Raw genomic sequence first — 26,319 nt, 5'->3', positions numbered from 1 at the left:
GCCCCGCCCGAAGGAGACCGTCATCGCGGACCCGATCCGCGCCGCAGCACCATCAGAGCTCGGTCACCTTGCCGTCGGCGACCTCGATGCGCCGGGTGGTACGGACGGCGTCGAGCATCCGCCGGTCGTGGGTGACGAGGAGGAGCGTGCCGGTGTACGAGTCGAGCGCGGACTCCAGCTGCTCGATGGCCGGCAGGTCCAGGTGGTTGGTCGGCTCGTCGAGGACGAGGAGGTTCACGCCCCGGCCCTGGAGCAGGGCCAGCGCGGCGCGGGTCCGCTCGCCCGGGGAGAGTGTGGTGGCGGGCCGCATCACATGGACGGCCTTGAGACCGAACTTGGCGAGCAGGGTACGGACCTCGGCGGGCTCGGTCTCCGGGACGGCCGCGCAGAACGCCTCGAGGAGCGTCTCCGTACCGTGGAAGAGCTTGCGGGCCTGGTCGACCTCGCCGACCACGACGCCCGAGCCGAGGACCGCGTCGCCGGAGTCCAGCGGCAGCCGGCCGAGCAGGGCGGCGAGCAGGGTGGACTTGCCCGCGCCGTTGGCGCCGGTGACGGCGATCCGGTCGGCCCAGTCGATCTGGAGGGTGACGGGGCCGAAGGAGAAGTCGCCCCGGCGCACCTCGGCCTCGCGCAGGGTCGCGACGACCGAGCCGGAGCGGGGCGCGGCGGCGATCTCCATCCGCAGCTCCCACTCCTTGCGGGGCTCGTCGACGACGTCGAGTCGTTCGATCATGCGCTGGGTCTGGCGGGCCTTCGCGGCCTGCTTCTCGCTGGCCTCGCTGCGCGCGTTGCGGCCGAGCTTGTCGCCGTCGGTGGCCTTGCGGCGGGCGTTCTTGACGCCCTTGTCCATCCAGGACCGCTGCATGTGGCCGCGCGCTTCGAGGGCGGCCTTCTTGCCGGCGTACTCCTCGAAGTCCTCGCGGGCGTGCCGCCTGGCGGTGTCCCGCTCCTCCAGGTAGGCCTCGTAGCCGCCGCCGTAGAGGGTGATCTGCTGCTGGGCGAGATCGAGTTCGAGGACCTTGGTGACGGTACGGGTGAGGAACTCGCGGTCGTGGCTGATGACGACCGTCCCCGCGCGCAGCCCCTTCACGAAGCCCTCCAGGCGCTCCAGACCGTCGAGGTCCAGGTCGTTGGTGGGCTCGTCGAGCAGGAAGACGTCGTAGCGGGAGAGCAGCAGGGAGGCGAGGCCGGCGCGGGCGGCCTGGCCGCCGGAGAGGGCGGTCATCGGCTGGTCGAGGCCGACGGTGAGGCCGAGGGAGTCCGCCACCTCCTCGGCGCGCTCGTCGAGGTCGGCGCCGCCGAGGTTCAGCCAGCGCTCCAGGGTGACGGAGTACGCGTCGTCGGCGCCGGGCGTGCCGTCGACGAGGCCCTGGGTGGCCTCGTCCATCGCGGTCTGGGCGGCGGCGACGCCGGTGCGCCGGGCGAGGAACTCGCGCACGGTCTCGCCCGGGCGCCGCTCGGGCTCCTGCGGGAGGTGGCCGACGGCGGCGGTGGGCGGGGAGAGCCTCAGCTCGCCCTCCTCCGGCGCGTCGATCCCGGCGAGCAGCCGCAGCAGGGTCGACTTGCCGGCGCCGTTGACGCCGACGAGGCCGATCACGTCGCCGGGGGCGACGACGAGGTCGAGCGAGGCGAAGAGGGTGCGTTCGCCGTGGCCGGCGGCGAGGTCCTTGGCGACGAGGGTTGCAGTCATCAGGGTATGAATCCTAGGCGACGGATCGACACGCCGAGGAGCCGAGGAGCCGCAGCAGTACGGAGCGGTAGGTGGCGCCGTGGAAGCGGTACGGGCCGACGCCCGGGTAGCCGTCGCGGACCGGGTCGACGGTGGGGCCGGTCTGCCAGGCGAAGTCGCGCCAGACGACGACGTCCCCGTCGCCCTCGCCTTCGCCGCTGTGACCTTCGCCGCTGTGGCCTTCGCCGCTGTCGTGTGCGCCGCCTCCGCGTTCGACGACGGCCGTGACGGCTCCGCAGCCGGGGTCGTCGCAGTCGGGGCAGGAGTAGATCACCTGGCGGCCGTCGGCGGAGGCGGGCACGGGGTCGAGGAGCCGGCGGAGGTGCTCGACGCGGAGGACCGGCGGGAGGTCGGACGCGAGGGGCGGGACCGCGTCGATGCCCTCGGCCTCGTCGAGCAGCCGGAGCAGCGGCCTGCCGTCGACCACGAGGTCCACGGGGTGGGGACGGGGGCCGGTGAAGCCACCGGCGGGGACACCGCCCGCGGGGGCGACGAGCGCGGGGGTGTGGTCGGTGTCGAGGTCGAGAGTCGTGTAAGCGCCGGGCATGCCTTCGAGTCTTCCGCGCTTCCGTGGCCGGGCCGTCCCGGAAATGTCCCGGTCCCGGAACGGTCCCCTCTGTGACGCGTGAGGTGATCGTCGCGGGCGGCGGAGTGCGGGGGCGGGGCCGTTTCGGTCCGCGAACGGCAGTGCGGGAGCGACTGCGGGACGGGAACGGCCGCGGGGCGGGTGCGGCCCTTTCGGACCGCACCCGCCCCGCGTACCCGTCCGGTTACTTCCAGAGCGGCGGCTTGCTGTTGTTGTCCGCGTCGGCGCACTGGCGGGCGCGCTTCTCCAGGGCCGCGGCCTTGGCGAGGGCCTTGCGGGCCTCCGTCGTGGCGCCGAGGCGCTTGAGCTGCGCGGCGCGGTCGCGCTCCTTGCGGGCGTCCGCCCGCAGCTTGTTGACGTCGCAGGTGATGACGCCGGCCGAGGCGGGCGCGGCGGTCACCGTCTGGCCGAGCAGCACGCCCCCGGCGAGCAGCGTCGTGGCGAGCAGAGCCGGCAGGAGCCGGCGTGCGGTCGTGGTGTGACTCATGGCGTGTCTCCAACTTCCAGGCCGTGGGGACCTGTTCGAGGTATGGTCAGTACCAGTTGGTAACTTTACCTCGGCAAACGTTGCAGTCACGTCAGGGAACGTCGAAGGCACCCGATCGTCAACACTCCTCCACAGGACTCCCACTGACGAGGTGATAGGTGGCGCGGCCGTCGAGCAGCAGGGGGACGAGCGCGCGCCGGGACTGCCGCAGCGGGACGAAGGCACTGGCGCCCTCGGTCCGTACGGTGACGCCGTGCAGGGCGAGTTCGTCGCCGACCTCCGCGTACTGCGCGGCGTCGAGCCGGTAGCCGCACGGCGGGTCGGCGAGGACCTCCGAGGGCTCCGGCGGGTCGTTGTCGGCGCCGCCGAGGTAGACCGGGCCCCGGTCGGCGAGTCCGGCGCGGCGGGCGGTCGCGGTGGCGATGGCCAGGGGGACGCGCCGCTCCTCCACGTAGGCGAAGGCGCCCTCCAGGGCGGCCAGATGGGTGGCGACGCGGCGCCGGTGGTGGCGCGCCGGGTCGTCCCGCTCGGCCTCGTCGAGCGCGTCCACCCGGGTCTCGACGAGCAGCCCGGCGGAGTTCTTGATGCCGACGGTGTTCCGCAGGATCCGCTCCTGCCCGTCTCCCGCGACCTGCTTGAGGGGCTTGCCGGTGAGGGGGTCGGTCCAGATGCCGTAGATGCCGCTGCTGTACCCGGCGGTCCCGGCGGCCGGCCGGACGTAGGACTCGGAGAGGGTCCGTGACTCGTCGTGCACATGCGGATCGGCGTCGAGGCTGCGCGGCCAGAGGGCGAGCAGGTCCTTGTCGTAGTAGCGGGGGGTGGCCCCGTACTCGTGCAGGTCGTAGACGAGTTCGGGTCGGCGGTCGCGGATGACGGCGGCGACCGCCCGTGCCTCGGCGGTCCGCAGGGCGATGTGGTCCCGGTTGACGTCGACCCCGTCACTGTTGCCCCGGGTGTCGGCCTCGCGTCCGTCGGGGTTCGCGGTCGGGACGACGAGGACGGTGGTACGGGCGAGGAGGCGGCGGGTCTCCGGGTCCCTGGCGAAGGCCAGGTCCCGGACGGTGCTCAGACACGCCTCACGGCCCGCCGGCTCGTCGCCGTGCTGGCTGCAGACCAGCAGGACGGTGGTGCGGCCCGTACCGAGGCCGACGAGGCGAAGCGGGCGGCCCTGCGCGGTGGTGCCGATCACCCGCGCCGACACCCGCTCGCCCCGGCGGGCGACGGCCGCGAGGAAGTCCCGCTCCTCGGTCTCGGTGGTCCACCGGGCGCCCCGGCTCTCCTCGAATCCGGTGCGCGGCAGCGGCTGCACGGACGCGCTGTCCGCCGCCTTCACGGGGACGGTGACGAGGGGCAGCGCGAGGGCGGCGGCCCCCGCCACCAGGGCGAGGGTGCGGCGCGAACTCCGTTGGGCGGTACGGAGGTTCATCGGGCGGCTCCGGTTCCGGGCAGGCGCGGGCCGGTGACGCCCGCCGGCGGCACGGCGCCGCTCAGGGACGGTACGGCGGCGGGCGGCGGCGTCACGGCCGGGTACGGTCCCGAGGTGGCACGGCCGAAGGCCTCGGCGCCGCCGACCAGCGGCACCTTCGCCCAGGTGCGGGCGAGGTCGAGCGTCAGGGTCGGGGTGGTCGACGGGGGGTCGAGCAGGTCCTTGTCCGTGCCGCCGACGATCAGGGCGAGCCGGTGGCCGGCCGGGACGACATGGTCGGTGGCGGCGAGGTCCAGGGTCATCGTGTACGCCCTGCCGGGGATCAGCGGGCGCTCCTTGCCCGGATCGGCCCAGGTCCCGAGGTCGGCCCAGCCCCGGCTGACGACGGTGTACCCGACGTCCGCCGTGCGGGCCTCGGTCTCCTTGAAGCAGGCGCTGTCACCGGGGGTGCTCGCACCCCAGCAGGTGCGGTCGGTGAGGGTGGTGATGCCCTCGCCGGGGGCGCCGTAGTCGCGGATCGTGTCGGGTCCGAGGTCGACGAGGACGGCGGAGAGGTGCGCCGTGGCGGTGGTCGGGGTGGCGGTGACCGCCACCTTCGAGGAGCCGGAGATCCGCAGGTCACGGGAGAGGGGACGGGTGACGAACCCGGCCTTCTCAGGGGTGGCGCGGTCGATCCCGGCGGCCCAGTCCAGCTCGCCGAGGCCGGGGTCGTCGGTGAAGGCCGCGGTGGAGCCGGGGGCGGCGGGCGCGCGGCCGAGGACGCCGGGGCCGGCCGCGGTGCCGGGGGCGGGGCGCAGGGTGGTGGTGCCGGTGGTGCGCGGCGGCCACTGCCGGTCGGTGGTCCAGCGGTCCGGGGCGCGCTCGATGTCGGCGACCGGTTCGCGGTCGATGCCGTTGTCGTAGCCGAGGAGGTAGTGGTCGAACCAGCGGTGCAGGGTGCGGACCCAGTCGGCGCGCCGGTAGTCGAAGGGGTCGACGTGGCCGGTCTGGGAGAGCCAGATCTTCCGTTCGACGCCGTGGGCCGCGAGCGCGTCCCACCACTGGCCGAACTGCTTGGCGCGCACGTTGAGGTCCTGCTGCCCGTGGACGACGAAGACGCTGGCCTTGACCTTGCCCGCGTTCCGCACGTGGTCGCGCTCGGCCCAGGCCGCGGTCCGGTCGCCGCTGTACGGGGTGCCGGCCGCGACCCGGTCCTGGACGGCGCCGCAACGGGCCTGCGCCTCGGGGCTGTTCACGTACTCGGAGAGCCAGCTCGGGTTGGCGTTGTAGAGCGGGGCGCCCTGGGAGTGGAAGTAGTCGTACCAGGAGGAGATCGCGCCGATCGGCACGATCGTCTTCAGCCCTTCGACGCCGGTGGCGGCGACGCCGTTGGCGATGGTGCCGTCCCAGCTCTTGCCGATCATGCCGACGTTCCCGGTGGACCAGGTGGTGGCGCGGGCCGCGGTCTCCCCCGTACGGGAGGTGTAGCCGCGGGCGCGGCCGTTCAGCCAGTCGACGACGGCCTTGGCCGACTGGACGTCGGAGCGTCCGCCGACGTCGTCGCAGCCGTCGGAGCGGCTGGTGCCCGCCAGGTCGACGGCGACGAAGGCGTAGCCGCGCGGGACGAAGAAGTTGTCGTAGAAGAGCGGGAACCGGACGGGGTTGCCCTCGGCGTCGTAGGTCTTCGTCTGCCCTTCGTTGCCGCGCCCGCAGCAGGCGTAGTACGGGCTGGCGTCCATGATGACCGGGACCTTCCGGCCGGCCGCGGCGGGCTCCCCGGGGCGGACGATGTCGACGGCGACCCGGTCGGTCCGGCCGTCGGCGTCGCCGTCGAGTCCGGTGTCGACCCAGACGGACTCGCGGATCGCGTCGGCGTACGAGTGGACGGGCCGGGACTCGCGCGGGGCGGGCCCCGGCCGCGCGTCGGCGGGGGTCACCAGGGTCGCGAGCAGGGCGGCGGTGGCCGCGACCACGAGGGTTCCGTACGGCAGTCGGGCTCCGCGGGTTCTCCGCTTTCGCATCGGCATGGGCGGGAACGTACCCCGGCCAACTCCCGCGCAAAAGAGGGCCGGAGAGACCCGTATGGCGACGGTGCCCCGTTCCCGCCGAGTCGCCGGCCACCGGATCCGGTACGGACGGCCGTGACGGAGGGTTCGTGTCGGCCGAATGGCGATCATGTGACAGGAGGTGCTCTGGACGTGACGGTGCGTCGAGGGGCTGAATAGTGTCCGCACCAAGGACCGACGACCACCCGCGCGTCTTACGTTTCTTATGACTTGGGGAGCACCTGTGCACCGCAGAATCATCGTTCCGAGCGCCCTCGCGGCCTCCCTGCTGCTGGCGATCCCGGCATCGGCGGCCGACTTCAGTCCTGGGGCCCCGGGCATCGGCGACTCCTACTACCCCACCAGCGGCAACGGCGGCTACGACGTCTCCCACTACGACCTGCGCCTGAAGTACCAGCCCGCCACGGACCTGCTGGAGGGCACGGCGACGATCCTCGCCACCACCACCCAGAACCTGTCCCGGTTCAACCTGGACATCGGCCTGGCCGTCAGCGAGGTACGGGTCAACGGCCGTCTCGCGAAGTTCGCCGCCTCGGGCGCCCACGAGCTGGAGGTCACCCCGGCGGCCCCGCTGGAGAAGAACAAGTCGGTCACGGTCGTCGTCCGCTACGCGGGCAAGCCCTCCGAGGTGAAGATCGACGGCTGGTCGGCCTGGGCCCGTACTCCGGACGGCGGTGTGGCGGCGCAGGAGCCGGATTCGGCCGTCTGGTGGTTCCCCTCCAACGACCACCCGCTGGACAAGGCCACCTTCGACGTCTCCGTCCAGGTGCCGGACGGCACCCAGGCCATCAGCAACGGTGTGCTCCAGTCGCAGTCCTCGTTCCTCGGCTGGACCCGCTTCAACTGGCGCTCCAACAAGCCGCAGGCGACCTATCTCGCCACTCTCGCCGTCGGGAAGTTCGACATCACGACGGACAGGACGGCGAACGGGCTGCCGGTCCTCAACGCGTACAGCAAGGACCTCGGTGACAACGGCGGCGCCGCGCGCGCCTCGATCGAGCGGACGACCGAGGTCGCGGAGTGGCTCGAAGGGATCTTCGGCCCGTACCCCTTCAACTCGCTCGGCGGTTACGTGCCCAATGTGACCAGCGGATTCGCCCTGGAGACGCAGACCCGCCCGTTCTACAGCCCGCGGCAGTTCGCCAACGGCGCGAACGTGTCGGTGGTCGTCCACGAGCTGGCGCACCAGTGGTACGGCGACAGCGTGTCCGTCCGCGGCTGGAAGGACATCTGGGTCAACGAGGGCTTCGCCCGCTACAGCCAGTGGCTGTGGTCGGAGAAGCAGGGCGAGGGCACGGCCCAGGAGCTGGCGGACTACGTGTACGCCACGCGGACGGCCGACGACCCGTTCTGGACGGTGAAGCCGGGTGACCCGGGTGCGGACAACCAGTTCCACATCGCCGTCTACGACCGGGGCGCGCTGGCCCTCCAGGCGCTGCGCAACGAGATCGGCGACGAGGACTTCTTCGCGATTCTGAAGGGCTGGCCGCAGCAGTTCGCCTACGGGAACGCGCGCGTGGCCGATTTCGTACGGTACGCGGAGCAGGTCTCCGGCAAGCCGCTGGCCGAGCTGTTCGACACCTGGCTGTACCAGCCCTCGAAGCCGTCCGCGTCGACGGCGGCGGCCGTCGGTCTGTCCGCCCCGGCGGCGGCGCCGGCGTCCGGTGGTCCGGCCGCGCGGACGACGGCCCCGAAGCCGGTGCAGCCGAAGTCCTGGAAGAAGATCGCGGCGACGAACACGGTCCACGAGACCGGGGAGCACGGCGGGCACTGAGCCGCCGCACCCGTGGGGCCGTCCGTCAGCGCCCGGCGCGACGGGCGGCCCCACGGGCCTTCCGGGCGAGCGGCAGATAGCGCAGCCGCTCCGGCAGGACGGGGACCACGGCGCGGACGACCCGGGCGAACCGGCGCAGCGCCCGTTCCTGGGCGTCCGTCCACTCCAGGCCGATGGCCGCCCGGGCGTCCGGCGGCATCAGGCCGACGGTGAGGAAGGCCCGCAGGCGCAGGAAGGGCCGGCGCAGCACGGGCCAGAGCAGCCGGAGGGCGAGCCGGATCGGCAGCGGGCCCCGGTCGGGGGCGGGCACCGGCTGGTCGGGGTCGAGCAGCTCCCGGACGACGACGGTCGCCTCCAGCTCCTCGGCGAGGACCTTGCGGTAGTACGGCCAGAACGCCTCGATCGTCTGCGGCATGTCCCGGTCGTGGATGCCGAGGATCCGGCCGACCTGGAGCCACTCGGCGTACAGCTGCCGCTCCTGCGCCGCGGTGAGGGGGCGGGCGAGGAGGCTGAGCCCCCAGGTGTAGACGGGGAAGCCGGTGGCGTGCACCCAGGAGTAGTAGGCGGGGGTGAGGGCGTGGTAGCGGCGTCCGTGGGCGTCGGTGCCCTGGATGGTCCGGTGCAGTTCCCGGAGGCGGCGCCCTTCCTCGGTGGCCTCCTCGCCGCCGTAGATCCACAGCTGGAGCGAGCTCAGGGAGCGCTCGCCGCGGCCCCAGGGGTCGGTACGGAAGACCGAGTGGGCGTCGACGCCGGCGCCGATCGCGGGGTGGGCGACCTGCATGGTGAGGGCGGCGGGCAGCATGAGCAGCGCGCGGACGTCACCCGCGACGCTCCACAGCACTCCGCCGACGGGCGGCGGCTCCGGGTCGCCCGCGCGGCCGTCCGTCGGGGCGCGGTCGGCGCGCTTCGCTCGTTCCACGGGGCTTCTCCTCATGTGTTCCAGGCTGCACCCATGACGAAGGGGCCGTCACCCGGGCGCTGCGGCCCCTGGTGACGGCCCCTTGCGGGCATGGCGGGTCAGGCGCGGTCGGCGCCGACCGGCTCGCCGACGATACGGGCGGCGAGGGCGTGCGCCCAGGCGTCGACGTCCGCGGTGAGCTCGCGCTCGGCGGCGGCGCGCTCGGCGGCGATCTTCGCGGCACCGGCGGCGAGGATGGTGTCGCGCTCGGCGTTGCCCTCGGCGCGGGCGGCGGCGATGGCCTCCGAGCCCTCCTCGACGGCCTTGGAGCGGATGCGGGCGGCCTCGTGGCGGGCCTCGGCCAGCTCGGCCTCGTACTGCTCACGGATCTGCGTGGCCTCGGAGCGCAGGTCGTCGGCGCGCTCGGTGCCGCCGTCGATGGCGTCTTCGCGCTCCTCAAGGGTGCGCTTGATCTTCGGCAGGATGCCCTTCGCCAGGACGAGGAAGGTGAATCCGAACACCACCAGGCCGAGGATGAGCTCTGCCCAGACAGGGTTGAGCGGACCGAGGTCCATCTTGAAGATCGTCGAGTTCGCGAGGGTCATGGGCGCATTCTACCTGGTTCAAAACAGTACAAATCAGACACTGGCGTGAGAGTTGGCGAGTTCGTGCGAGCGCGTCCAGATTCCCGGCACCCAAAGGCTACCGGAAGGTAACCACGGCTGATTGTATGTGCGACGCCAGCTCAACCCCCCACACCCTTATGGGAGTTCACGTGTCGTTCGCCGCGCTCCGCCGCGCCCCCGGCGCCGCTCTTTCCCTTGCGCTCGCCGCCGCCGCCCTGGCCGCGACCGCACCGGGCGCGACCGCAGCCTCCGCCACGACGGCCGCCGAGGCGCCGCGGCTGAAGGTGCTCACGTACAACACGTTCATTTTCAGCAAGACCCTCTACCCGAACTGGGGCCAGGACCACCGGGCAGCCGCGATCCCCGCCGCCCCCTTCTTCCAGGGCCAGGACGTCGTCGTGCTCCAGGAGGCCTTCGACAACTCCGCCTCGGACGCGCTCAAGGCGAACGCCGCCCCCCGGTACCCGTACCAGACCCCGGTCGTCGGCCGCAGCAAGAGCGGCTGGGACGCCACCGGCGGGTCCTACTCCGCCACCACCCCGGAGGACGGCGGGGTGACGATCCTCAGCAAGTGGCCGATCGTCCGCAAGGAGCAGTACGTCTACAAGGACGCCTGCGGCGCCGACTGGTGGTCGAACAAGGGCTTCGCGTACACCGTCCTCGATGTGAACGGCAGCCGCGTCCACGTCGTCGGCACCCACGCCCAGTCCACCGACCCGGGCTGCTCGGCCGGCGAGGCGGCGCAGATGCGCAGCCGCCAGTTCAAGACGATCGACGCCTTCCTCGACGCCAAGAACATCCCGGCGAACGAGCAGGTCATCGTCGCCGGTGACATGAACGTCGACTCGCACACCCCGGAGTACGACACCATGCTCGCCGACGCCGGTCTGGTGGGCGCGGACGCCCGCACCGGCCACCCGTACTCCTTCGACACCGAGCTGAACTCGATCGCCTCCGAGCGCTACCCGGACGACCCGCGCGAGGACCTCGACTACATCCTCTACCGCGCCGGGAACGCCCGCCCCGCCGGCTGGACCAACAACGTGGTGCTGGAGAAGAGCGCCCCGTGGACCGTATCCAGCTGGGGCACCCAGTACACGTACAGCAACCTCTCCGACCACTACCCGGTCACCGGGTTCTGATCCGGCCCGGCGGGCGGTACGCGGCGGGCGCGGCTCAGAACCCGGGGCCGTACCCGCCGAAGAGGCTGTAGAGCCACGCCCCCAGCACCCCGGCGACGCAGAGCAGCACGATCAGGGAACCCGGACCCGTGTGCCGCTCCTTACGGGGCCGGGCGGGCCGGGCGGCACGCGCCGCGCGACCCGGCTTCTCGCGCTTCGGCCTCTTCTCCCTGCCGGCCGTCCCGCCCGGGGCGGGTTCGGCAGCCGCGGCGACCTCGGCGAGCAGCCGCCGGCAGACCGCCGCCAGCTCCGCCGTCCCCGCCGTCAGGTCGACGACGATCTCGGTACGGGCCGGGGCCGTGGTCCCGCCGTCGAGGAGCCGGCCGGCGCGCAGCAGCGCCTGGTCCTTGCCCCCGGTCGGACCGAGACTGATCCAGCGGCCGACGTGCTCGCCCCGGATCACCACTCCACCGCCCCGCTCCCGGTAGACGGTGTGCTCCCGCCACAGGACTCCGGCCAATTCATGCGCCGTCTCCCTGAGTTGCGTGTACATGCGACTCCCCTGTTCCCGTTCCCCCAGTTCGAACAGGCGCCGACTCTAGCCCCCGGCACCGCGCACCCCCACCACCCCCCGCCCGAACACCCGTCCGCACCCCCGGGACCCGCCCGCTACGCGCCGAAGTCGTCCACGGTGACCGGTATCCCCCGGGTCGGCCAGGCGCCGACGCCGCTCGTGATGTCGTTCATGACGATCACGCTACGGGCCGCCTCTGACACTCCGTCCGTTCCGATCGGCTCGCGGGTTCGGCGCGCCTCTGGGGTGCGGGCGGGGGGCCGTGCAGGATCGGTGGTGGGGCGGTCCCGTGGCGGGTCGCCCGGAATCGCCCCACCCTGTGAAGAGGTCCGGCCATGAGCACGTTCGACGATGCCCCCGGGGACGTTCCGGGTGGCGGCCGGTACGGCGAGTCCGCCTTCCGGCCCGAGCAGGCGGGTGAGGGCAAGCGCATCGACTTCGGCGCCCTCGCCTACGACGACATCAGCTTCGCCCGGCTGACGGCGCTGGGCGCCGGGCCGGGGTGGGACTGCCTCGACGTGGGCGCCGGCACCGGCACCCTCTCCCGGCGCCTCCTCGAAGAGGCCGGGGTGGCGGGCGTCCTCGCCGTGGACCGCGACGTACGTTTCCTCGCCGCACGGCCCGTCCCCGGGCTCGGGCTGCTGGAGGCCGACATCACCGCCCCGGACTTCGCCCCCGGCCGGTTCCGGCTCGTCCACGCGCGTTTCGTCCTGATGCACCTGGCCGAGCGCGAGCGGCTGGTCGGCACCCTGGCCGGGCTCGTCGCGCCCGGCGGCGTGCTGGTCGTCAGCGACGCCGTCGACCTGACGAGCGACCGGACGCCCAGCACCCCGTACACCGTCGCCATGCGGGCCATGTGGCAGGGGCTGCGGGCCACCATCGGCACCGATGTCTCCGGGGTGGCCTCGTACCCGCGGCTGCTGCGGGCGGCCGGGCTCGCGCCCGTCGCCGCCGAGATCCACGTACCGCCGCTGGTGCCCGGGAGTCCCCTCAGCCTCTTCTGGGCGGACACCTGGGACCGCAGCCGCGAGGCGATGCGCGCCACCGGTCTGATCGACGACGCCGGAATCGACGCGGCGGTCCGCTACCTGGACTCCGACGCGTGCGCCGCGCTGTCCGCCGGCATGCTCACCGCCTGGGGACGGAAGCCCGACGGGGCGGCCCGCGCCTGAGCGGGCGGGGGGACCACCCCGTGTCTCAGGCCGCCCCCGGGCCGTAGACCTTGAACTCCCACAGCGAGTAGCCGTACGCCGTGGCCCGCCGGGTGCCGTACACCCGGACGTAGCGGGCCGTCCCGTTCACCGCGAGCTCGTCCGTGCCGCCGTCGCCGGCCGTCACCGAGGCGAGGTCCGTCCAGGTCGTCCCGTCGGTGGAACCCTGGATCCGGTACGCCGTGGCGTACGCGGCCTCCCAGTCGAGCCGGACCCGCGAGAGCGGGACGGGGGCGCCCAGGTCGACGCGGAGCCACTGCGGATCGACGCCCTCGGCGGAGGCCCAGCGGGTGCCGGTCTGTCCGTCCACCGCCTTTCCGGGTTCGTACCCCGCGGCCTCGGTGGAGGAGGCGGTGGCCGGCTTGCCCTGGGACAGCGGGACATCGGTTCCAGGGGTGCCGCCGGTGAGCTGGTACGCGCGCAGGTCGCGCAGCAGCAGATACGTGTCGCGCAGCGAGCCGGAGGTGTCGCCCAGGGAGCGGTAGATGCCCCACTTGGGCCGTACCCGGTCGGCGAGGAAGGTGTCGACGCCGGTCCTGGTCGCGTCGACGACCGTGGTGCCGCCGCTCTTCACGACCCAGCGCACGGAGCCGTCCGTCCCGTCGCCGATCCTGATCTCGTACTCGATGTCGATCCACTTGTTCTGCAGCGGCTCCAGGTTCGTCCGGCCGACCAGGACGTCCCCCTCGATGACCTTGTGCTCGATGGTCTGGACGCCGTTGACGCGGCGCAGCGAGGTGACGGTGATCGGTGAGGTGCCGGTGCCGGGCTGCTTGGTCTGCATGATGTGGGTGAAGCTCGTCGTGGCCATCAGCGAGCTGGGGATGTACATCGAGTACGTGACCCGCCAGGTCTCACCGAGCCGCCACTGGAGGTAGCCGGAGGGCGAGGTCCGGTTGCCGGTGACCTCCTGGCGCTGACGGTCGGTGGAGGTGTCCCGATCGACCATGTGCATGTCAAATCGATAGGCGTCCCCCGCGGCCTTGATGTGGGGCGCGCCCCCGGGATGCGAGTCGGCGCGGTCGTCCTCCACGGTCTCGAAGCCGCCGAGTCCGACGGCGGCGGGGTCGGGCGCCCAGCGGAGCGTCCACGTCGGAGCCGCCGCGGCGGAGCCGGAAGGGAGTGCGAGCCCGAGCACGGCCAGGACGAACGCGGCCAGCACGGCGGGAAAGGTGCGCCTGCGCTTCATGTGTCACCCCTGTCGGGAGGTTGCCAGGTGCGCATCATCGTGCCGGAGCCGGAACAGTAAGTAAAGGTTCCTAACCAACATGTCGGACGGTCCCCTTCCGACCTCTTCTACAGTACCGGTGAGACAGCAATACTGTTCAAGCGACCCGGACCGGCGGGTCGCCGGCACGGGAAGCGAGGCACCTCGGATGGGCGTCGGGACGGACCAGGAGGACGGGCCCAGCTACACCGTCGACGAGCTCGCCGCGCGGGCCGGGGTCACAGTGCGGACCGTACGGTTCTACGGGACCCGGGGGCTGCTCCCGCCGCCCGTCATCGGCGCCCGCAGGGTCGGCCACTACGGACAGGGCCACCTCTCCCGGCTCGCGCTGATCGAGGAGCTCCAGCGGCAGGGGATGACGCTGGCCGCGATCGAGCGGTACCTGGAGCAGCTGCCGGCCGACCTCAGCGCGCAGGACCTGGCGATCCACCGGGCGCTGGTCGCCTCCTGGGCGCCCGAGTCCGCGGAGACCATCACCCGGCGCGAGCTGGAGCGGCGCGCCGGGCGGGCGCTGACCGAGGAGGACGTGGACCGGCTGGCCGCGATGGGGGTGCTGGACCGGACCGCCGAGGACGACACCTTCCGGCTGGACGGCTCGCTGCTGCGGCTGGGCGTCGAGCTGCTCGACGTGCCGATCGAGCACGAGACGATCCTCGCCTCCCGCACCGTACTCCTGGAGCACGCGCGCGCCGCCGCCCAGGAGCTCTCCCGGCTGTTCCGGGACGAGGTGTGGAGCCCGTACCGGGAGAGCGGGGAGGACCCCGACCACCTGAGCGCGATGAAGTCGCTCTCGGCGCACATGCAGCCGATGGTGGTCCAGGCCCTTCTCACCGCGTTCCAGCGCTCACTGAGCGAGGAGCTGAGCACGGCTTTCAGGCGTCGGTGAAGACCTCGCCCCGCTCCGCCTTCTCGACCAGGAGGGCCGGCGGGGTGAACCGCTCGCCGTACGTCTCCGCCAGCTCGCGCGCGCGGGCCACGAAGCCGGCGACGCCGCCCTCGTAGCCGTTGACGTACTGGAGCACGCCGCCGGTCCAGGCCGGGAAGCCGATGCCCATGATGGAGCCGATGTTGGCGTCCGCGACCGAGGTCAGGACGCCCTCCTCAAGGAGCCGGACGGTGTCCAGGGCCTCCGAGAAGAGCATCCGCTCCTGCATGTCGCGGAAGGGGATCTCGTACCCGGGCCTGGTGAAGTGCTCGCGCAGGCCGGGCCAGAGGCGACCGCGCTTGCCGTCCTCGCCGTACTCGTAGAACCCCGCTCCGCCGCTCCGGCCGGGCCGCCCGAACTCGTCGACCATCCGGTCGATCACGGCCTCGCCCGGGTGGGTCGTCCAGGTGCCACCGGCCTCCTCGATCGCCCGCTTCGTCTCGTTGCGGATCTTGCGGGGCAGCGTCAGGGTCAGCTCGTCCATCAGGGAGAGGACCTTGGCCGGGTAGCCGGCCTGCGCGGCGGCCTGCTCGACGGAGGCGGGCTCGATGCCCTCGCCGACCATGGCGACACCCTCGTTGATGAAGTGGCCGATCACCCGGGAGGTGAAGAAGCCGCGCGAGTCGTTGACGACGATCGGCGTCTTGTTGATCTGCCGGACCAGGTCGAAGGCGCGGGCGAGCGCCTCGTCGCCGGTCCGCTCGCCCTTGATGATCTCGACCAGCGGCATCTTGTCGACGGGCGAGAAGAAGTGCAGGCCGATGAAGTCGGCCTGGCGCTCGACGCCCTCCGCGAGCTCGGAGATCGGCAGGGTCGAGGTGTTGGAGCAGAGCAGCGCGTCGGGCTCGACGACGGACTGGATCTCCTGGAAGACCTTGTGCTTGAGCGCCGTGTCCTCGAAGACCGCCTCGATCACGGCGTCGCAGCCCGCCAGGTCCCGGGCCTCGGCGGTCGGGGTGATCCGGGCGAGGAGGGCGTCCGCCTTCTCCTGGGTGGTGCGGCCACGGCTCACGGCCTTGGCGCAGAGCGCCTCCGAGTAGGCCTTGCCCTTGGCGGCGGACTCGGCGGAGACGTCCTTGAGGACGACCTCGATGCCGGCGCGGGCGCAGGAGTACGCGATGCCGGCGCCCATCATCCCGGCGCCGAGGACGGCGACCTTGCGGACCTGCCGCTTCTCCACGCCCTTCGGCCGGCTGGCGCCCGAGTTGACGGCCTGGAGGTCGAAGAAGAACGCCTGGATCATGTTCTTCGCCGTCTGGCCGACGACCAGCTCGGTGAAGTAGCGGCTCTCGATGGTCATCGCGGTCTCGAAGTCGACCTGGGAGCCCTCGACGGCGGCGGCCATGATCGCGGCGGGCGCCGGGTAGGGCGCGCCGGCCGTCTGCTTGCGCAGGTTCGCCGGGAAGGCGGGCAGGTTGGCGGCGAACTTCGGGTTCGACGGGGTGCCGCCGGGGATGCGGTACCCGGGGACGTCCCAGGGCTGGTGGGACTCGGGGTGCGCGTCGATGAAGGCGATGGCCTTGGCCATCATCTCCTCGGCGTCGGCCGCCACCTCGTGGACCAGACCGTTGTCGAGGGCGCGCTTCGGGGCGTACTGGGTGCCCTGGAGCAGCACCTTGAGCAGGGCGTCGGTGATGCCCATGAGGCGTACGGTACGGGCGACGCCGCCGCCGCCCGGCAGCAGACCGAGGGTGACCTCGGGCAGGCCGATCTTGGAGCCGGGGGCGTCGAGCGCGACGCGGTGGTGCGAGGCGAGGGCGATCTCGTAGCCGCCGCCGAGCGCGGCGCCGTTGATCGCGGCGACCACGGGCTTGCCGAGGGTCTCGATCCGGCGCAGCGCGTTCTTGATCTCGATGGCGGTGTCGAAGATGTCCTGGGCGTGCTCGGGGCCCGCCTGGACCATGTCCTTGAGATCGCCGCCGGCGAAGAAGGTCTTCTTCGCGGAGGTGTAGATGATGCCGCGGATGGAGTCCTTCTCGGCCTCGACCCGGTCGGCGGTCGCCTTGATGGAGGCCCGGAAGGCCTGGTTCATGGTGTTGGCGGACTGGTCGGGGTCGTCGAGGACGAGGGTGACGATCCCGGTCTCGTCCTGCTCCCAGCGGATGGTGGTGCTCTCGCTCATGACTCTGCTTCTCCGTTTGAGGGGTGCGGACGGGACGGTCAGACGCGCTCGACGACGGTGGCGATGCCCATGCCGCCGCCCACGCAGAGGGTGGCCAGGCCGTAGCGCTTGTCCTGCCGCTCCAGCTCGTCGACGAGGGTGCCGAGGATCATCGCGCCGGTGGCTCCGAGCGGGTGGCCGAGGGCGATGGCGCCACCGTTGACGTTGACCTTGTCCAGGGAGAGGCCCATGTCCTTGACGAAGCGCAGGACGACGGCCGCGAAGGCCTCGTTGATCTCGACGAGGTCGATGTCGTCGATGGTGAGGCCGGCCTTGGCGAGTGCCTTGCGGGTGGCCGGGGCGGGGCCGGTGAGCATGATGGTCGGCTCGGAGCCGGAGACGGCCGCGGACACGATCCGGGCGCGCGGGGTCAGGCCGTTGCGCTCGCCCGCCTCCTTGGAGCCGATGGCGACGAGGGAGGCGCCGTCGACGATGCCGGAGGAGTTGCCCGCGTGGTGGACGTGGTCGATCGCCTCGACCCAGTGGTACTTCTGCAGCGCGACCGCGTCGAAGCCGCCGAGTTCGCCGATGTCCGCGAAGGAGGGCTTGAGGCGGGCCAGGGAGTCGGCGGTGGTGCCGGGGCGCAGGAACTCGTCGTGGTCGAGGACGGTGAGTCCGGCGCGGTCCCTGACGGGGACGACCGAGCGGGCGAAGCGGCCGTCCTTGACGGCGGCGGCGGCGCGCTCCTGCGAGAGCGCGGCGTACTCGTCGACGTCGCGGCGGGTGAAGCCCTCGATGGTGGCGATGAGGTCGGCGCCGATGCCCTGGGGGACGAAGTTGGTCTCCAGGTTGGTCATCGGGTCGGAGAACCAGGCGCCGCCGTCGGAGGCCATCGGCACCCGGGACATGGACTCGACGCCGCCGGCGAGGACGAGGTCCTCCCAGCCGGAGCGGACCTTCATGGCGGCCATGTTGACCGCTTCGAGGCCGGAGGCACAAAAGCGGTTCTCCTGGACGCCGGCGACGGTGTCGGGGAGACCGGCCGCGATGGCGGCGATCCGGGCGATGTCGGAGCCCTGGTCACCGACGGGGCCGACGACGCCGAGGACGATGTCGTCGATCGTCGCGGGGTCGAGACCCGGGTTGCGGGTCTGGATCTCCCGGATGAGGCCGACGACCAGGTCGATGGGCTTGGTGCCGTGCAGGGAGCCGTTGGCCTTGCCGCGTCCGCGCGGGGTGCGGATCGCGTCGTACACGTACGCTTCGGTGCTCACGGAAAGCCTTTCGCGATGAGGGTGTGAGAAGTCGGGCGGCGGGAGGTCAGCCGAGGAGGGAACGGCCGATGATCTCCTTCATGATCTCGGTGGTGCCGCCGTAGATGGTCTGGATCCGGCCGTCGGTGTAGGCGCGGGCGACCGGGAATTCGCTCATGTAGCCGTATCCGCCGTGCAGTTGCAGACAGCGGTCGGCGACCCGCTTCTGGAGTTCGGTGGCCCACCACTTGGCCATGGAGGCGTGCACGGCGTCCAGCGTCCCCGCGGCGTGTTCCTCGATGCAGCGGTCCAGGAAGGACCGGGTGACGGCGCACTCGGTGGCCATCTCCGCGATCTCGAAGCGGATGTGCTGGAGCCGGGAGAGCGGGCGCCCGAAGGCCTCGCGCTCCTTGACGTACGTGGTGGTGATCTCCAGGAGGTGTTCGGCCGCGGCGATGCCGGCGACGGCGATGGCCATCCGCTCCTGGGCGAGGTTGGTCATCAGGTGGACGAAGGCGCCGTTCAGCTCGCCGAGCAGGTTCTCCTTGGGGACGCGGACGTCGTGGAAGAACAGTTCGGCGGTGTCCTGGGACTTCTGCCCGATCTTGTCGAGGTTCCGGCCGCGCTCGAAGCCCTCGGCTCCGCGCTCGACGACCAGCAGGGAGAGGCCGTGCGCGCCGCCCTCCGGGGTGGTACGGGCGACGACGACCACCAGGTCCGCGAGGATGCCGTTGGAGATGAAGGTCTTGGAGCCGTTGAGGATCCAGTGGTCCCCGTGGTCCTCGGCGGTGGTACGGATGCCCTGGAGGTCCGAGCCCGCGCCGGGTTCCGTCATGGCGATGGCGGTGATCGTCTCGCCGGAGCAGAAACCCGGCAGCCAGCGCCGCTTCTGCTCCTCGGTGCCGAGCGAGGTCAGATACGGGCCGATGATGTCGTTGTGCAGGCCGATGGCGAGCCCGGGGGCGCCGGCCCGGGTGAACTCCTCGGCCAGGACGGAGGCGTAGCGGAAGTCGGGGTTGCCGCCGCCGCCGTACTCCTCGTCGACGGCGATGCCGAGGAGGCCCTTCCGTCCGGCGGCGAGCCAGACCTCGCGGGAGACGATGCCGTCCTTCTCCCACTGCTCGTAGTGGGGCAGCACCTCCTTCTCCAGGAAGGTGCGGACGACTCCGCGGAAGGCCTCGTGGTCCTCGGTGTAGAGCTGGCGCTTCATGCTTCGGTCTCCTGGGTCCGGGCGGGGCTGGTTCCGGCAGGGCTGGCTCCGGCGGGGCTGGCTCCGGCGGGGCTGGTTCCGGTTCCGGCGGGGCTTTCGAGGGCGGGTACGGCCCAGTCGCGGGCGACGTCCGCCGTGTCGGCACCGGGCAGGGCGGGGCCCTTTCGGAGGGTGCCGGGGGTGGCGGAGAAGCGGGGCGCGGGGGCCGGCTGCGCGATGCCGTCCCGCTCGGTGAAGGTGCCCCGGGCGGCGAGGTGGGGGTGGGACGGCGCCTCGCGCAGGGAGAGGACGGGGGCGACACAGGCGTCGCTGCCGTCGAAGACGGCGGTCCACTCCTCGCGGGTACGGCTCCGGAAGCGCTCGGCGACGGCCTCGCGCAGTTCGGGCCAGCGCCCGAAGTCGCGGCGCGCGGGGGCGATCTCCTCGATGTCGAGCAGGCGGACGAACTCCGCGTAGAACTGCTCCTCCAGGGCCCCGACCGCCATGTGGCCGCCGTCGGAGGTCTCGTAGACGCCGTAGAAGGGGCAGCCGCCGTCGAGGAGGTTGACGCCCCGGCGGTCCTGCCAGCCGCCGGTCGCGAGCATGCCGTGGATCATGGTGGTGAGGTGGGCGGTGCCGTCGACGATGGCCGCGTCGACGACCTGGCCCTCGCCGTGCGCGCGGGCGTGCTGAAGGGCGGCGAGGACGCCGATGACGAGGTAGAGGGAGCCGCCCGCGTAGTCGCCGACGAGGTTGGCGGGGATGACGGGCGGGCCGTCGGGGTCGGGGCCGACCATGCCGAGCGCGCCGGTGATCGCGATGTAGCCGATGTCGTGTCCGGCGGTCGCGGCGAGCGGCCCGTCCTGGCCCCAGCCGGTCATCCGTCCGTAGACGAGTCGCGGGTTGCGGGCCAGGCAGGCGTCGGGGCCGACGCCGAGGCGCTCGGCGACTCCCGGCCGGTAGCCCTCGATGAGGACGTCGGCGCGTTCGACCAGGTCGAGGACGGTGGCGGGGCCGCTCTCCGCCTTGAGGTCGACGACCACGGAGCGCTTGTTGCGGTTGGTGAGGTCGCGGGCCGGGTCGATCCCGAGACCGGCGCCGCCGGGGCGGTCGACGCGGACGACGTCGGCGCCGAGGTCGGCGAGGAGCATCGCGGCGAAGGGACCGGGGCCGATGCCGGCGAGTTCGACCACCCGCACCCCGGTGAGCGGGCCGTTCCCGGCGGTGTGCGTCGTCCTCATCGAGCCCCCAGGCATGTGTGACACCAATGATGTAACACCGGAGATGCTAGGAACGTGTTCCACTCGGCACAAGCCCCCCGGCCGAGCAAGCGCTTGGAAATTGCCGCGCCGGGGGCGGTCGGAGTCGGGTCGGGGGTCCGCTATCCTCCGCCGACGAGCATCGCGCCGGGCGGCGCGGCACGGCCGAGACGAGGGGCTGGATGGACACAGGGGCGGGCGTGGACATGGGACGCGGGGCCGGAGCGAGGCCGTACGACGTGGTCCTCTTCGGGGCGACCGGATTCGTCGGCGAGCTCACCGCGGAGTACCTGGCCGGCCACGCCCCGGCGGAGTGCCGCTGGGCGCTGGCCGGGCGCAGCCTTGGCAAGCTGGAGGCCCTGCGGGACCGGCTCGCCGCGGGCCGGCCGCACCTCGCGGAGCTGCCGCTGCTCGTCGCGGACTCCGCCGACCCCGGCTCGCTGCGCGAACTCGCCGAGTCCACGCGGGTGGTGGCCACCACCGTCGGACCGTACGTCTGGTACGGCGACGGGCTCGTCGCCGCCTGCGCGGAGGCCGGCACGGACTGCGTGGACCTCACCGGCGAGGCCGAGTTCGTCGATCAGACGTACGTACGGCACGACGCCCGCGCCCGGGAGACCGGCGCCCGCATCGTGCACGCCTGCGGTTTCGACTCCGTCCCGCACGACCTGGGCGTCTACTTCACCGTGCGGCAGCTCCCGCAGGACGTACCGCTCCGCGTGGACGGCTTCGTCCGGGCCGGGGCCACCTTCTCCGGCGGCACCTTCGCCTCCGCCCTCACCGCGTTCGGCCGGGGCCGGGAGATCCTGCGGGCCGCGCGCGAACGGCACCTGCACGAACCGCGCCTGGTCGGGCGCCGGGCCCGTGCGCCGATCGGCGGGCCGCGCTTCAGCCGGGAGACCGGCACCTGGGCGCTGCCGCTGCCGACGCTCGACCCGCAGGTCGTGGCCCGCTCGGCCAGGGCCATCGACCGCTACGGACCGGACTTCCGCTACCGGCACTACGCCTCCGTGAAGACGCTCCCGGTCGCCATCGGAGGCTCCGCGGCCATCGGCACGGGCGTCCTCGCCGCCCAACTCCCGCCCGTACGCGAGTGGCTGATGAACCGTTACCAGGCGGGTCAGGGGCCGTCCGCCGAGCGTCGCGCGCGCAGCTGGTTCACCGTCCGGTTCGTCGGCGAGGGCGGCGGACGGCGGGTCTTCACCGAGGTCTCGGGCGGCGACCCGGGCTACGACGAGACGGCGAAGATGCTCGCCGAGTCGGCCCTCTGCCTGGCCTTCGACCCGCTGCCGAAGACGGCGGGCCAGGTGACCACGGCGGTCGCGATGGGCGACGCGCTGATCGACCGGCTCCGCGCGGCGGGCATCCGCTTCCGGGTGGCCCACCGGGGCTGACAGGCCGGCGGACGAGGGCGGCACGCGGGCGCGGCGGGGGGCCGCGCGGGCGGAGACGTACGCCCGCCGAGACCGGAGCCGCACGGGCGGAGACGTACGCCCGCCGAGGCCCGCGCCGTACGTCCGCCCATGCCTGCGCCCCCGAGGTCAGAGCCCTACCAGGCGGAAGGGGTGGCCCGCCGGGTCCGCGTAGACGCGTCGGGCCGGGTCGCCGCCCCCGCCGTCGAGCGGGACCGCCCCGAGCGCGAGGACGGACTCGTGGGCGGCGCCCAGGTCGTCGACCAGCACATCGAGGAGGAACTGCTGCTCGGGCGCGCCCCAGACGGGCGGCCGGTGATCGGCCACGCTCTGGAAGGCGAGTACCGGCCCGCCCTCGCCGCGCAGCACGACGGAGCCCTCGCCGACGGCCCACCGGGGATCGGGGCGGTCGATCCGGCCGCCGACCAACTGCCCGTAGAACCAGGCCAGTTCCTCGGCGTCTGGGCAGTCGAGCACGAGGCACCGAAGGCGCCCGATCACGCCGCGGCCCAGGCGAAGAGCACGTACACCATGGCGCAGGCCCACGCCGTGGCGACGAGGACCGCACCGGCGAGGACCAGGTTCAGGCCGCGCCCGACGGAACGCGGCGGAGCGGGAAGGGAAGTCGTCATGGCCCCCACTCTGCCGGGATCGGGTCACGGGCCGGTATCCGTACAGGTACTCAGTCGTACCAAGCGTTCCGCGCGATCGATCCCGCCAGGCGCCCGGAACCAGGCCCTCAAACCTCCCCGATCGCCTCTTTCAGGGCGCGGCGGCAGAGGGAGTCGGCGTGACGGGTGGTCTCCGGGATGCGGTAGCGCGGGGTGAGGTGGAGGGTGTGGGCGCAGGCGTTGGCGAGGGAGATCCGGTGGCCGACGGAGACGAACACGGGCTTCACGCCCGCCTGGCTGCGCAGGGCCCTGCCGACCTCCTCGCCGTCGGCCAGGAGCGGGGCGAACTCACCGCGCTCGGGGCCGGGTTGCTCGTACGTGAAGGTGAAGGGGTTCTTCGCGACACCGAGGGACGGCAGTCCGGTGAGCACCCCGAGGTGGCTGGCGAGACCGAAGCGGCGGGGGTGGGCGAGGCCGTAGCCGTCGCAGACGAGGAGGCCCGGGTCGGCCGCCAGCCGGTCGAGCGCGGCGAGCACGGTCGGGATCTCCCGGAAGGCGAGCAGCCCGGGGACGTAGGGAAAGGAGACCCGGCCGACGGCCGTGACCTCCTCGACGACCTCCAGGGTCCGCGCGTCGAGCACGACGGCCGCGGCGGCGACGAGGTCCCGCTCGTCGTCGTAGGCCACGTCGAGGCCGGTGACGTGGCCCTCGCCGACCGCGGGCCCCTCTTCCTCGCGCACGAGGCGCCCGCGCAGTTCCCGCTGGACGGCTCGGGCGGAGGTCTCGTCTGCGGGCCAGCCGGCCGGAATGTCGATGATCGTCATGGTGCGGGCCACCCTATGCCGGGGGCGCGCCCGGAGGGACTCCGAGGCGAGTCCGAGGGCTGGTACGGCCCGCTTCCGCGCCTACCGGGCCCGGTAGCCTGGCGCTCATGTTCGTACTGGAATTGACCTACACCGCGCCCGTCGAGCGGGTCGACGCGCTGCTCGACGCGCACATCGAGTGGCTCGACGAGCAGTACGCCGCAGGCCTGTTCATCGCGTCCGGGCGGAAGAATCCGCGCGACGGCGGGGTGATCCTGGCCGCCGGGGTCGACCGCGCGCAGATCGAGAAGATCGCGGCGGCCGACCCGTTCAGCGCCGAGGGCGTGTGCGCGTACCGCATCACGGAGTTCTACGCGACGAAGACGGCGGACGGGCTGGCGGCCTTCCGGGAACAGCTGCCTTCGTAGTTCCCGGAACAGCTGCCCGCGCAGTTCCGGGACGGCCGCCTTCGCAGTTCCGGGAACGGCCGCCTTCGTGGCGGAGTACAGGAAGCCCCGGCCGCGTACTAGCCCAGCGGCCCGCCCGGTCGGCCGGGGGTGAGCCGGGCGATGCGGCCCTTCTCGCCGGAGGCCCAGCACGTCCCGTCGCGCGTGCAGTCCACCGTGTCGTACGAGCCGGTGTCGACCGTGTGCCAGGTGCGGCCGCCGTCGGTCGTCAGGTCCGTGCCCGTCGGGCCGACGGCCAGCGCCGCCGACCTGCTGTGCGGGAGCCAGGCGACACCGGAGCGGTACGCGGGCGGAGGCGTGGCCGAGGCTCGCCAGGTGCGGCCGCCGTCCCCGGTCACCGCCGCGGCCTGCGGGGACGGCTGGTCCTTGCGGTAGTCGCCGCCGACGGCGATGCCGTGCGCGCGGTCGCGGAAGGCGAGCCCGAAGACTCCCCTGGCCGGGTCGCCCGCCGGGATCGGGGAGGCGGTGGCCCGCCAGGTCACCCCCCGGTCGGCGGAGTGCAGGACGCGCCCGGTGGCCCCGCCGCCCGTCGCGAGCCATACGTCCTCGGGGCCGGCCGAGACCAGGCACTGGCCGCTCGCCGCGAAGCCCGCCTCGCCGGGGAGCGCGTCCGGCATGCCGGCGCTCGGCAGCACCTGCCAGGAACGGCCGCCGTCGCGGGTGGAGAGGATGCGGTACTTCCCGTCGACAGGGTCGCTCATGGCGAGTCCGTGACGGGGGTCGAAGAAGGTCATGCAGTCGTAGAAGGCGCGTGGGTCGGTGTTGCGGAAGGACTCGGTCCAGGTCGTGCCGCCGTCCTCGGTGCGCAGGACGCGCGAGGCCTCGCCCTCGCCGATGGCCAGGACGACGGCCCTGCGGGCGTCGAAGGCCTCCACGTCACGGAACTCCAGCTCGCCCGCGCCCGGCGGCGAGACGTCTCGCCAGCTCCGGCCGCCGTCGGTGGTCCGCAGCACCGTGCCCTTGGAACCGGCGGCCCAGGCGGTCGCCCGGTCGACGGCCGCGAGGCCCCGGAAGCGGGCGTCGGTGCCGGTCGGCGTGAGCTGCCAGCCGGGCGCGGTGGCGCCGGCGCCGAAGCCGGCTCCGGGGCCGGGGGCACTCGCTCGCCCGTCGGCCGTGGCCGTGTCCGCACTCGCCCGGCTGTCGGCCGTGTCGGTGGCGGTCGCCGCCGTGGGGGTCTCCCCGGCCCGCGCCGGGCCCGCCAGGGTCAGCGCGAGCGCCGCCCCGGTCAGTCCCACCGACATCATTCGTCTCGTCTTCCCCATGGACGTCATGGCGCCGGAAGCTAGCGCCCCCGGCCGCTCCCCGTCCAGGGTGCGTCCCCCGCCGGGCGTTCCCGGGGCCTGTCGTCACACTCCCGTCGTCGCCCGAAGGGCGGCCGTGGGGCGTCCGGTGCGTGCTCTCGGCGCGCCGGGCGCCGTGGGGCAGGCGGGAGTGTGACGACAGGTCCTAGGCTGGGTGCCATGACCGACCGCACGAGCGAGCGCCCGCCCGACGAGCAGCCGAAGCTCAAGGAGTACGAGGGCGAGGGCATCACCGTCACGTTCGAGCCGCGCCGCTGTCTGCACGCGGCCGAATGCGTCCACGGGCTGCCCGAGGTCTTCGACCTCTCCCGGCGCCCCTGGGTGCTGCCCGACGCCGCCGAACCCGCCCTCGTCGCCGAGGTCGTCCGCCGCTGCCCCTCCGGAGCGCTCCAGTACCACCCGGCCGAGGGCCCCGCCGAGCACCCCGACTCCCCCACCACCGTGCACCGCACCCCCTCCGGCCAGCTCGTCGTGCGCGGCGACCTCCTCGTGAGCGGCACGACCGGCGAGCGGCACGAGACGCGGGTGATGCTGTGCGGCTGCGGGGCCTCGGGAAACCAGCCGTACTGCGACCACTCCGGACCCTGCGCCGAACCGGACGACGACGTCCCCGAGCAGCGCTGACCCTCCCCGGTGACGCAGCTCACGTGCGTCCGGAGTGCACGTTCCGGCCGTTCCGCTCGTCCTTTCTGGTGTCAGGTGCCCTGGTGTCGGGGAGACGCACAGGATCCGAAGCCCGTGTGAGAGGAGCCGGTCTTGTCCGCCGTCATCGAGCAGGCCGTCCAGGCCCGACTGGTCGCATCCGCTCCGCGCATGGAGACCGTCCCCGCCACGCTGCGGTACGACCGCGGTGATCCGTACGCCGTGAGCATGGCGTTCCCGCCCCCGGCGACCCTGGAGGGCGTCGAGGTGTCGTGGGCGTTCGCGCGTGAACTCCTGGTGCAGGGCGTCGAGCGCCCGGCCGGGGACGGGGACGTACGGCTGCGCCCGTACGGGTACGACCGCACGGTGGTCGAGTTCCACGCCCCCGAGGGGGTCGCGATGGTCCACGTGCGGACCTCGGAGCTGCGCCGCTTCCTGGAGCGCTCACAGCATCTGGTGCCGGAGGGGCGCGAGCACCAGTACCTGGACTGGGACCAGGATCTGGCGGAGCTGCTGCGCGAGCGCCCTTAGCGGGTGGCCGGGGGTCCCCCGCCGCTCGGGGACCGTAATTCATTTGCGGCTCTCCCGTGCCCCGGCGTACCGTCTTCCATGTCCTAGTCGTCACCTGATCGGAGAAGGACGTTGCTCGTC

25 protein-coding genes and 1 pseudogene are annotated in these 26,319 nt (G+C 72.9%); 8 read left to right on the top strand and 18 right to left on the bottom strand.

Features of this window, described 5'->3' with window-relative positions; all coding sequences use genetic code 11:
* Positions 1 to 52: 52 nt before the first annotated feature.
* The 5 genes from V4Y03_RS28985 to V4Y03_RS28965 form a co-directional block, all read right to left on the bottom strand.
* A complete protein-coding gene (locus V4Y03_RS28985; protein WP_332436833.1) occupies positions 53 to 1,690 on the bottom strand; it encodes an ABC-F family ATP-binding cassette domain-containing protein in 1,638 nt (545 codons plus the stop codon).
* 13 nt (positions 1,691 to 1,703) lie between these two features.
* On the bottom strand, positions 1,704 to 2,276 hold the full coding sequence (locus V4Y03_RS28980) for a hypothetical protein (RefSeq protein ID WP_332436832.1): 573 nt from the start codon (positions 2,274 to 2,276) through the stop codon (positions 1,704 to 1,706).
* A gap of 223 nt (positions 2,277 to 2,499) precedes the next feature.
* Positions 2,500 to 2,802, bottom strand: coding sequence for a hypothetical protein (locus V4Y03_RS28975; RefSeq protein ID WP_317877059.1), 303 nt, complete (start codon positions 2,800 to 2,802; stop codon positions 2,500 to 2,502).
* A 118-nt stretch (positions 2,803 to 2,920) separates the two neighbouring features.
* On the bottom strand, positions 2,921 to 4,228 hold the full coding sequence (locus V4Y03_RS28970; RefSeq protein WP_332436831.1) for a M14 family metallopeptidase: 1,308 nt from the start codon (positions 4,226 to 4,228) through the stop codon (positions 2,921 to 2,923).
* On the bottom strand, positions 4,225 to 6,234 hold the full coding sequence (locus tag V4Y03_RS28965; RefSeq protein WP_443079840.1) for a Xaa-Pro dipeptidyl-peptidase: 2,010 nt from the start codon (positions 6,232 to 6,234) through the stop codon (positions 4,225 to 4,227). Before V4Y03_RS28965 ends, V4Y03_RS28970 begins: the two co-directional genes overlap by 4 nt.
* 262 nt (positions 6,235 to 6,496) lie before the next feature.
* Here V4Y03_RS28965 and V4Y03_RS28960 point away from each other — a divergent pair, with 262 nt between their 5' ends.
* On the top strand, positions 6,497 to 8,047 hold the full coding sequence (locus V4Y03_RS28960) for a M1 family metallopeptidase (RefSeq protein ID WP_332436830.1): 1,551 nt from the start codon (positions 6,497 to 6,499) through the stop codon (positions 8,045 to 8,047).
* A 25-nt stretch (positions 8,048 to 8,072) separates the two neighbouring features.
* On the opposite strand, the gene V4Y03_RS28955 is transcribed toward V4Y03_RS28960, so the two are convergent.
* Together V4Y03_RS28955 and V4Y03_RS28950 are read right to left on the bottom strand one after the other, a co-directional pair.
* Positions 8,073 to 8,981 (bottom strand): oxygenase MpaB family protein, encoded by a 909-nt coding sequence (locus V4Y03_RS28955; protein WP_443079839.1) that lies wholly within the window; start codon positions 8,979 to 8,981, stop codon positions 8,073 to 8,075.
* 83 nt (positions 8,982 to 9,064) lie between these two features.
* A complete protein-coding gene (locus tag V4Y03_RS28950; protein WP_332436828.1) occupies positions 9,065 to 9,550 on the bottom strand; it encodes a F0F1 ATP synthase subunit B family protein in 486 nt (161 codons plus the stop codon).
* A 158-nt stretch (positions 9,551 to 9,708) separates the two neighbouring features.
* Here V4Y03_RS28950 and sph point away from each other — a divergent pair, with 158 nt between their 5' ends.
* Complete coding sequence (gene sph / locus V4Y03_RS28945) at positions 9,709 to 10,713, top strand: sphingomyelin phosphodiesterase (protein ID WP_332436827.1); 1,005 nt, start codon at positions 9,709 to 9,711, stop codon at positions 10,711 to 10,713.
* 34 nt (positions 10,714 to 10,747) lie between these two features.
* Here sph and V4Y03_RS28940 read toward each other — a convergent pair whose 3' ends face one another.
* Complete coding sequence (locus V4Y03_RS28940; protein WP_332436826.1) at positions 10,748 to 11,245, bottom strand: hypothetical protein; 498 nt, start codon at positions 11,243 to 11,245, stop codon at positions 10,748 to 10,750.
* Between the two features lie 356 nt (positions 11,246 to 11,601).
* Here V4Y03_RS28940 and V4Y03_RS28935 point away from each other — a divergent pair, with 356 nt between their 5' ends.
* Positions 11,602 to 12,438 carry a methyltransferase domain-containing protein gene (locus V4Y03_RS28935; protein WP_332436825.1) on the top strand — a complete coding sequence of 279 codons (837 nt, stop codon included), beginning with the start codon at positions 11,602 to 11,604 and terminating at the stop codon, positions 12,436 to 12,438.
* Between the two features lie 25 nt (positions 12,439 to 12,463).
* On the opposite strand, the gene V4Y03_RS28930 is transcribed toward V4Y03_RS28935, so the two are convergent.
* Positions 12,464 to 12,853, bottom strand: a complete 390-nt coding sequence (locus V4Y03_RS28930) for a discoidin domain-containing protein (protein ID WP_317875585.1) — start codon at positions 12,851 to 12,853, stop codon at positions 12,464 to 12,466.
* A 30-nt stretch (positions 12,854 to 12,883) separates the two neighbouring features.
* Positions 12,884 to 13,666 (bottom strand): annotated as a pseudogene (locus V4Y03_RS28925) (Tat pathway signal sequence domain protein); the annotation flags it as partial.
* Between the two features lie 187 nt (positions 13,667 to 13,853).
* Between V4Y03_RS28925 and V4Y03_RS28920 the strand changes: the two are divergent.
* On the top strand, positions 13,854 to 14,591 hold the full coding sequence (locus tag V4Y03_RS28920) for a MerR family transcriptional regulator (protein ID WP_332436824.1): 738 nt from the start codon (positions 13,854 to 13,856) through the stop codon (positions 14,589 to 14,591).
* On the opposite strand, the gene V4Y03_RS28915 is transcribed toward V4Y03_RS28920, so the two are convergent.
* From V4Y03_RS28915 to V4Y03_RS28900, 4 genes are read right to left on the bottom strand one after another with little or no spacing between them, the layout of a single operon-like run.
* Entirely contained in the window at positions 14,578 to 16,752 is a 2,175-nt protein-coding gene (locus V4Y03_RS28915; RefSeq protein WP_332436823.1) for a 3-hydroxyacyl-CoA dehydrogenase NAD-binding domain-containing protein, read from the bottom strand. The two genes, V4Y03_RS28920 and V4Y03_RS28915, sit on opposite strands and share 14 nt — an antisense overlap.
* A 38-nt stretch (positions 16,753 to 16,790) precedes the next feature.
* The gene (locus tag V4Y03_RS28910; RefSeq protein WP_317875577.1) at positions 16,791 to 18,005 is read right to left on the bottom strand and encodes an acetyl-CoA C-acetyltransferase; all 1,215 of its coding nucleotides are present in this window, start codon (positions 18,003 to 18,005) and stop codon (positions 16,791 to 16,793) included.
* 46 nt (positions 18,006 to 18,051) lie between these two features.
* Positions 18,052 to 19,194 carry an acyl-CoA dehydrogenase family protein gene (locus tag V4Y03_RS28905; protein WP_332436822.1) on the bottom strand — a complete coding sequence of 381 codons (1,143 nt, stop codon included), beginning with the start codon at positions 19,192 to 19,194 and terminating at the stop codon, positions 18,052 to 18,054.
* Positions 19,191 to 20,414, bottom strand: a complete 1,224-nt coding sequence (locus V4Y03_RS28900) for a CaiB/BaiF CoA transferase family protein (RefSeq protein WP_332436820.1) — start codon at positions 20,412 to 20,414, stop codon at positions 19,191 to 19,193. The genes V4Y03_RS28905 and V4Y03_RS28900 overlap by 4 nt, the downstream gene beginning before the upstream one ends.
* A 224-nt stretch (positions 20,415 to 20,638) precedes the next feature.
* On the opposite strand from V4Y03_RS28900, the gene V4Y03_RS28895 reads away from it, so the two are divergent.
* Positions 20,639 to 21,826, top strand: a complete 1,188-nt coding sequence (locus V4Y03_RS28895) for a saccharopine dehydrogenase family protein (protein ID WP_332437281.1) — start codon at positions 20,639 to 20,641, stop codon at positions 21,824 to 21,826.
* Between the two features lie 147 nt (positions 21,827 to 21,973).
* Here V4Y03_RS28895 and V4Y03_RS28890 read toward each other — a convergent pair whose 3' ends face one another.
* The 3 genes from V4Y03_RS28890 to V4Y03_RS28880 form a co-directional block, all read right to left on the bottom strand.
* Positions 21,974 to 22,345, bottom strand: a complete 372-nt coding sequence (locus V4Y03_RS28890; RefSeq protein WP_317875574.1) for a VOC family protein — start codon at positions 22,343 to 22,345, stop codon at positions 21,974 to 21,976.
* Positions 22,342 to 22,476: a morphogenic membrane protein MmpA gene (mmpA, locus tag V4Y03_RS28885; protein WP_317875573.1), complete on the bottom strand. Its 135-nt coding sequence runs from the start codon at positions 22,474 to 22,476 to the stop codon at positions 22,342 to 22,344. The genes V4Y03_RS28890 and mmpA overlap by 4 nt, the downstream gene beginning before the upstream one ends.
* A gap of 107 nt (positions 22,477 to 22,583) precedes the next feature.
* Positions 22,584 to 23,279 carry an endonuclease V gene (locus V4Y03_RS28880; RefSeq protein ID WP_332436819.1) on the bottom strand — a complete coding sequence of 232 codons (696 nt, stop codon included), beginning with the start codon at positions 23,277 to 23,279 and terminating at the stop codon, positions 22,584 to 22,586.
* A gap of 107 nt (positions 23,280 to 23,386) precedes the next feature.
* Between V4Y03_RS28880 and V4Y03_RS28875 the strand changes: the two genes are divergently transcribed.
* On the top strand, positions 23,387 to 23,686 hold the full coding sequence (locus V4Y03_RS28875; protein WP_332436818.1) for a YciI family protein: 300 nt from the start codon (positions 23,387 to 23,389) through the stop codon (positions 23,684 to 23,686).
* A gap of 98 nt (positions 23,687 to 23,784) precedes the next feature.
* Here the strand turns inward: V4Y03_RS28875 and V4Y03_RS28870 are convergent, their stop codons facing one another.
* On the bottom strand, positions 23,785 to 24,996 hold the full coding sequence (locus tag V4Y03_RS28870) for a WD40/YVTN/BNR-like repeat-containing protein (protein WP_332436817.1): 1,212 nt from the start codon (positions 24,994 to 24,996) through the stop codon (positions 23,785 to 23,787).
* Positions 24,997 to 25,185: 189 nt separating this feature from the next.
* On the opposite strand from V4Y03_RS28870, the gene V4Y03_RS28865 reads away from it, so the two are divergent.
* Together V4Y03_RS28865 and V4Y03_RS28860 are read left to right on the top strand one after the other, a co-directional pair.
* Positions 25,186 to 25,650 carry a (4Fe-4S)-binding protein gene (locus V4Y03_RS28865; protein WP_332436816.1) on the top strand — a complete coding sequence of 155 codons (465 nt, stop codon included), beginning with the start codon at positions 25,186 to 25,188 and terminating at the stop codon, positions 25,648 to 25,650.
* A gap of 132 nt (positions 25,651 to 25,782) precedes the next feature.
* The gene (locus tag V4Y03_RS28860; protein ID WP_317876637.1) at positions 25,783 to 26,199 is read left to right on the top strand and encodes an SsgA family sporulation/cell division regulator; all 417 of its coding nucleotides are present in this window, start codon (positions 25,783 to 25,785) and stop codon (positions 26,197 to 26,199) included.
* Positions 26,200 to 26,319: the final 120 nt, after the last annotated feature.

Origin of the sequence: Streptomyces sp. P9-A4 (assembly GCF_036634195.1) — a bacterium.
Taxonomy (GTDB): Bacteria; Actinomycetota; Actinomycetes; order Streptomycetales; family Streptomycetaceae; genus Streptomyces.
This window is presented reverse-complemented; position numbering and strand designations above follow the sequence as displayed.